This window comes from Microbacterium umsixpiens (genome assembly GCF_053543675.1).
The window spans coordinates 1-6,177 of record NZ_JBLVOH010000096.1 but is presented as its reverse complement, the minus strand read 5'-3'; the positions used below and the strand labels follow the sequence as shown (position 1 = coordinate 6,177).

General features: G+C 68.7%; 8 protein-coding genes. 7 read left to right on the top strand and 1 reads right to left on the bottom strand.

Translation table 11 applies throughout. The features are described 5' to 3' along the window. Positions 1-138 precede the first annotated feature (138 nt). Positions 139-1,044: an aggregation-promoting factor C-terminal-like domain-containing protein gene (locus tag ACNPM4_RS09690; protein WP_262000643.1), complete on the top strand. Its 906-nt coding sequence runs from the start codon at positions 139-141 to the stop codon at positions 1,042-1,044. A gap of 47 nt (positions 1,045-1,091) precedes the next feature. Here the strand turns inward: ACNPM4_RS09690 and ACNPM4_RS09685 are convergent, their stop codons facing one another. Beyond that, a complete protein-coding gene (locus tag ACNPM4_RS09685) occupies positions 1,092-1,640 on the bottom strand; it encodes a helix-turn-helix domain-containing protein (protein ID WP_448985526.1) in 549 nt (182 codons plus the stop codon). A 104-nt stretch (positions 1,641-1,744) separates the two neighbouring features. Here ACNPM4_RS09685 and ACNPM4_RS09680 point away from each other — a divergent pair, with 104 nt between their 5' ends. From ACNPM4_RS09680 to ACNPM4_RS09655, 6 genes are all read left to right on the top strand, one after another. After that, positions 1,745-2,467 carry an AzlC family ABC transporter permease gene (locus ACNPM4_RS09680; RefSeq protein ID WP_372467259.1) on the top strand — a complete coding sequence of 241 codons (723 nt, stop codon included), beginning with the start codon at positions 1,745-1,747 and terminating at the stop codon, positions 2,465-2,467. Next, entirely contained in the window at positions 2,464-2,778 is a 315-nt protein-coding gene (locus ACNPM4_RS09675) for an AzlD domain-containing protein (RefSeq protein WP_448985525.1), read from the top strand. Before ACNPM4_RS09680 ends, ACNPM4_RS09675 begins: the two co-directional genes overlap by 4 nt. A gap of 40 nt (positions 2,779-2,818) precedes the next feature. Further along, a complete protein-coding gene (locus tag ACNPM4_RS09670) occupies positions 2,819-3,229 on the top strand; it encodes a hypothetical protein (RefSeq protein ID WP_029262902.1) in 411 nt (136 codons plus the stop codon). Positions 3,230-3,238: 9 nt separating this feature from the next. Next, positions 3,239-3,559: a ferredoxin gene (gene fdxA, locus ACNPM4_RS09665; RefSeq protein ID WP_046013877.1), complete on the top strand. Its 321-nt coding sequence runs from the start codon at positions 3,239-3,241 to the stop codon at positions 3,557-3,559. A 9-nt stretch (positions 3,560-3,568) separates the two neighbouring features. Next, the gene (gene dapC, locus ACNPM4_RS09660; RefSeq protein WP_400855822.1) at positions 3,569-4,681 is read left to right on the top strand and encodes a succinyldiaminopimelate transaminase; all 1,113 of its coding nucleotides are present in this window, start codon (positions 3,569-3,571) and stop codon (positions 4,679-4,681) included. 190 nt (positions 4,682-4,871) lie between these two features. After that, positions 4,872-6,161 carry a citrate synthase gene (locus ACNPM4_RS09655; protein WP_448985524.1) on the top strand — a complete coding sequence of 430 codons (1,290 nt, stop codon included), beginning with the start codon at positions 4,872-4,874 and terminating at the stop codon, positions 6,159-6,161. The last annotated feature ends 16 nt before the right edge of the window (positions 6,162-6,177 follow it).

The window sequence follows — 6,177 nt, the reverse complement described above, 5'->3', positions numbered from 1 at the left end:
CCCCCCTCTTCTCATGTAAATCCCAGGTCAGGGATGGTTTTCACTCAGGTTGATGGTGCAGACTCGTTGGCTTGCGCCCGGGACGAGCTCCCGATGAGTCTCCTGCGAGGGCGTACGACAACCCGAAAGTCGAACCCGATGCTTCAGAAAACCCGTGCGCTTCGGCGCGCCTCTGACGCGGCGTCCGCCCGCGCCGCCGTCACCGCCCGCCGCCCGATGGCCATCCTCGGAGTGACCGCCGCCACCCTGGTCGGAATCACGCTCAGCGTGGGCCTGGCCTCCACCTCTGCCGCGGCCGCCATGAGCCCGGCCATCGCCGTCGCCGCGCCCGCACTGTCCGGTGCCGAGCCGCTGGCGCAGATCACCGCAGACGCTTCGTCTACGCGCGTGGAGGCCCGGAGTGCTGTCGCGGCCGCCGAGGCGGTGAGCGCCGACGTCGCAGCATCCGGCCTCGACGTGGGTGTCTCGACATCGGTCGACACGACCGAGCTCGAGAGCGGCATCGACAAGCTCTCCGACAGTGAGGTGACCCCGTTGCTCCTCGTGGGCATCGTCACCGACGACGTGGAGTCGGAGCTCGCGAAGGTCGTCTCGGACACGGAGGATCTGCGTGCCGCGCTCACCGCGGCACAGGAGAAGCGGGCTGCGGAGGAAGCCGCTGCAGCCGCGGCCAAGGCGGCGGCAGAGCATGCAGCTGCCGAGCGGGCGGCCGCCGCGGCGCTCGCGTCCGCCAACACCGTCGAGGGCGCGAAGGCCTCCGCGCAGCAGCAGATGTCGAGCCGGTACGGCTGGGGCGGGGATCAGTTCTCGTGCCTGGACTCCCTGTGGACCAAGGAGTCGGGCTGGAACTACCAGGCATACAACGCCGACGGCGGGGCTACCGGCATTCCGCAGGCGCTGCCCGGCAGCAAGATGGCATCGGCGGGAGCCGACTGGCAGACCAGCGCCGCTACGCAGATCGCCTGGGGCCTCGAGTACATCTCGGCGGCCTACGGAACCCCGTGCAGCGCCTGGTCACACTCGCAGGCGATGAACTGGTACTGAGGCCGTGACGCCCCGACCCGTCGCCTGTCGCCAGCGGTGGGTGAGCCTCAGCGGAGCTCGGAGATGAGCGCCGCGCTCGTACCGACGGCTGTCGCTTCGAAGATGTGCGGGGCGTCGCCGGCATATGTCAGGTAGTCGCCGGGGTTGAGGAGCACCGGCTCGTCGACCGGTCCGATCAGTGCTTGGCCGGAGACCAGGATGACGTGCTCGATGGTGCCCGGGTGGTGCGGGTCGGAGCGTCGGGCATCGCCCGGTTCGGCCTGGATCAGGTAGATGTCACGGCGCGCGCCGGGAGGGCTGGCCGACAGCAGCGTCGCGCTGTAGGCGGCCGCGGAGGAGGGGACGCCGGCGAGGTCGTCGGCGCGGATCAGGGTGGGCGTGTTGCTGTGCTGGTCGACGAGGACGGCGAACGGCACTCCGAGGGCCACTCCGAGGGCCCACAGTGTTTCGACGCTGGGATTGCCCGCTCCGCTCTCGAGCTGCGACACGGTCGCTTTGGACACACCCGCGCGGCGCGCGAGTTCCGAGACCGACAGGCCGACGGCCTCTCGTTCTCGGCGCAGAGTGCGGGCGATGCGCGTGCGAAGGTCTTCCATGCGTTCATCATGTCAAACGTTCGTTCGCTTGACTATCCATTCGCGACTGTTCAGAATTATGGTCATGTGTTCAGCGAAGCGAACAAGGATCCGCAGGGCGTGCGATGACCGCCGAGCGTGAGGTCTGGCGCGAGGCGCTCGGCGTCGTGCTCGCGACCAGCGCCTACGGCGTCTCCTTCGGCGCGTTGGCTGTCGCGTCCGGACTCGACGTCTGGCAGACGTGCGTCCTCAGCCTGCTGATGTTCACCGGAGGATCGCAGTTCGCGTTCATCGGCGTCTTCACCGCCGGAGGCCTCGCTGCTCTGCCCTCCGCGGTCGCGTCCGCCGCCCTCCTCGGCGTGCGCAACGTGGCCTACGGAATGCGCATGTCGCCGATCGTCGGCGGAGGGCCGGTGCGCAAGGCTGCCGCCGCGCACTTCACGATCGATGAGTCGACGGCCGTGGCGATCTCGCAGGGCGACCCGCGGCTGCGTCAGGTGGGCTTCTGGGTGACCGGCATCGGCATCTTCGTGGGCTGGAACATCACGACTCTCGTCGGTGCGCTCGTCGGTGACGTGCTCGGCGACCCCCGGACCTGGGGTCTCGACGCTGCTGCTGCTGCCGCATTCCTCGCGCTGCTCTGGCCGCGGCTCCGGCAGCGGCAGGCCATCGTGGTGGGCGTGGCGGCTGCGGTGGTCGCTGCGGCGTTCACCCCCTTCCTCATGCCGGGTCTCCCGGTGCTCGTCGCGGCGGTCGTCGCGATCGCCGTCGGCTGGTTCAACTGGCTGGGCCGCCGCGAGACGCCGCCGGAGGATCACGCCCGCGTCGGAACGGAGGGGGCGCCATGAGCCTGTGGAGTGCGATCCTCCTCGCCGCGCTCATCTGTGTCGCGCTCAAAGCCGGCGGATACCTGGTGCCGCCCAAGGTCCTCGAAGCGCCTCGCACCGCTCGCATCTCCGACCTGCTGACCGTGGCGCTCCTGGCCGCACTCGTCGCGGTGCAGACCCTCGGCGACGGCCAGGCCATCACGGTGGACGCGCGCGTGCCCGCCCTGCTGGTCGCGGGAGGGCTCCTGTGGCTTCGGCAGTCGTTCCTCGTCGTCGTGGCGGCGGCCGCGCTCGTCGCGGCGCTCCTGCGGCTCTTCGGTCTCGCCTCCTGAGCGACTGCTCGGCCACAGGCGGCGCCGGTAAGATCGACGGGTGCGCGTGAGCTGGGTGTCGAGAGTGTTGTCGTGGGTCGCTGCGGCCCTGGTGGGCGGCGTCTACGGCATCGCCGGCACGATCGCGCACAGCGTGATGTGGGGGCCGATCCCGGTGGGGCTCATCGTGGCCGCCATCGCCTGCGCGGCGATCCTCGTCGCCGTACGAGCGCTCACACACGACAGGGGAGCGGCGGTGGCAGCCGGACTCGGCATGATCGGCATGCTGGTGCTGATCTCCGGCGTGGGGCCCGGCGGATCCGTCGTCGTCCCGGACTCGCTCAGTGGGCAGATCTGGACCTACCTGGTCGCGGGAATCGTGCTGCTCGTGATCGCCTGGCCCTCCTTCTCACGGGTTCCCGTCCGCACGGTCGCACCTGCCGCGCAGGAACCCGAGCGCCACGAGTCGTAGACTGAAGGGGTGACGTATGTGATCGCCCTCCCGTGCGTCGATGTCAAGGATCGCGCCTGCATCGACGAGTGCCCCGTTGACTGCATCTACGAGGGGGAACGGTCGTTGTACATCCACCCCGACGAGTGCGTGGATTGCGGCGCCTGCGAACCGGTGTGCCCGGTCGAGGCCATCTACTACGAAGACGACCTGCCCGATGAGTGGCAGGACTACTACAAGGCGAACGTCGAGTTCTTCGACGAGATCGGCTCGCCCGGAGGCGCCGCCAAGGTCGGCGTCTACACGTTCGACCACCCGATCATCGCCGCGCTCCCGCCCCAGGGCGAGTAGGCGTCTTCTGTGAGCGTCCGCGACCTCGCCGACTACCCGTGGGATGCCGTCGTCCCGTTCCGTGAGCGTGCCGCGCAGCATCCGGAGGGTCTGGTGGATCTCTCCGTGGGCTCGCCGGTGGATCCGACGCCGGAGCTCATCCGCCGTGCGCTGGCCGAGGCGACCGACGCACACGCCTATCCGCAGACGGTCGGCACGCCGACGCTGCGCGAAGCCATCGTCGAGTGGTACGCGCGGCGCCGGGGAGTATCCGACCTCCGCGTCGACAACGTGTTGCCGACGATCGGCTCCAAGGAGCTCGTCGCGCTGCTGCCCACGCTCCTCGGACTCGGTGCGGGCGACGTCGTCGTGCATCCGCGAGTGGCGTACCCGACATACGAGGTCGGCGCCCGGGTGGTCGGTGCGACGCCGCTCCCGGCCGACGATCCCGCCGAGTGGCCGGAGGGCACCAAGCTCATCTGGATCAACACTCCGGGCAACCCGGACGGCCGGACCTGGACGGTCGATGAGCTCGCCGCGGCCGTGCGCCGTGCGCGCGAGCTGGGTGCCGTCCTCGCGAGCGACGAGTGCTACGCCGAGCTGGGCTGGGACGGAAACTGGGCGACCGAGCCGATCCCCTCGATCCTCGACCCTCGGGTGACCGGCGGCAGTAGGGCGAACCTGCTCAGCGTGTACTCGCTGAGCAAGCAGTCGAACCTCGCCGGCTACCGCGCCGCGTTCGTCGCCGGCTGCGCGCGCGTGGTCGGAGAACTGCTCACCGCTCGCAAGCACCTCGGGCTCATGCCGCCCGCCCCCGTGCAACACGCCATGGCGGTCGCGCTCGGTGACGACGAGCACGTCGCGGCCCAGAAGAACCTGTACCGCACCAGGCGAGAAGCACTGCGCCCCGCGCTGGAGGCCGCAGGCTTCCGCATCGACGGTTCGGAAGCAGGACTGTACCTCTGGGCGACGGAAGGGCGCGATGCCTGGGAGTCGATGGGTCGCCTCGCCGACCTCGGCATCCTCGCCGGTCCCGGTCCGTTCTACGGTGCGGACTCCTCGCAGCATGTGCGCCTCGCGCTGACCGCTCCCACCGAGCGGGTGCGAGAAGCCGCGCGCCGCCTCACCGCCTCCGCTCTGTAGGTTTTCTCCGTGAAGTTCGCATCTGTTTGGCGGATGTCACAGTAGGCCTGTGTGCCTACTAGGCTGTAAAAGCGATTCGGTCGTGTCTCGACCTGGTGCCACAGCGCCGTGAGATCGCCAGTTCCGACTTGATCAAGATCTTGTCCGATATACCGCGACCAGCGGGGTCGGACGCCAGGAGGAGGACCGCGTGAGCGCAGCGGCAGAGCAGACGGCGAAGCTGACGATCGGCGATACGACCGCCGAATTCCCGGTACTGCGCGGCACGGCAGGCCACGACAGCATCGACTTCTCGACGCTGACCCGGCAGACCGGCTACACGGGCCTCGACTACGGCTTCGTCAACACGGCGTCCACGAAGTCCGACATCACCTTCATCGACGGAGACAAGGGCGTCCTGCGCTACCGCGGGTACCCGATCGAGCAGCTGGCAGGGTCCACGAGCTACCTCGAGGTCGCCTGGCTCCTGATCTACGGCGAACTGCCCTCGGCTTCGGAGCTCGCAGAGTTCGACGAGAAGATCCGCCGTCACACGCTGCTGCACGAAGACCTCAAGCGCTTCTTCTCGGCGCTGCCGCACACGGCGCACCCCATGTCGGTGCTCTCGTCGGCGGTCGCCGCCCTCTCGACGTACTACGAGGGGCAGACCGACCCGCACAACCCCGAGCACGTCGAGCTCAACATGGTGCGCATGCTCGCCAAGCTGCCCGTGATCGCGGCGTACGCGCACAAGAAGAGCGTCGGCCAGGCATTCCTCTACCCCGACAACTCGCTGAGTTTCGTGGATAACTTCCTCAAGCTCAACTTCGGCGTGCACAGCGAGGAGTACGAGGTCAACCCGGTCATGTCGAAGGCTCTCGAGCTGCTCCTGATCCTCCACGAGGACCACGAGCAGAACGCCTCCACCTCGACGGTCCGCCTCGTGGGCTCCACCGGTGCGAACCAGTTCGCCTCGGTCTCCGCCGGCATCCAGGCGCTCTCCGGTCCGCTGCACGGCGGTGCCAATGAGGCCGTCCTGACCATGCTGGGTCAGATCCGCGACTCCGGCCAGAGCGTCTCGCGCTTCGTGGAGCGTGTGAAGAACAAGGAAGAGGGCGTGAAGCTGATGGGCTTCGGGCACCGCGTCTACAAGAACTACGACCCGCGGGCCAAGCTGGTCAAGGACGCCGCCGACGAGGTGCTCTCGTCGCTGGGCGTCACCGACCCGCTGCTCGACCTCGCGAAGGAGCTCGAGGAACTCGCCCTCGCCGACGACTACTTCCGTGAGCGTCGCCTGTACCCGAACGTCGACTTCTACACCGGTGTCATCTACAAGGCGATGGGCTTCCCGACCCGGATGTTCACGGTGCTGTTCGCCATCGGCCGTCTGCCCGGCTGGCTGGCCCAGTGGCGCGAGCTGCAGCTCGACCCGCAGACCAAGATCGGCCGTCCGCAGCAGCTGTACACGGGGTCTCCTGAGCGGTCGTTCCCGACTCGCTGAGCGCACAACGAGAAAG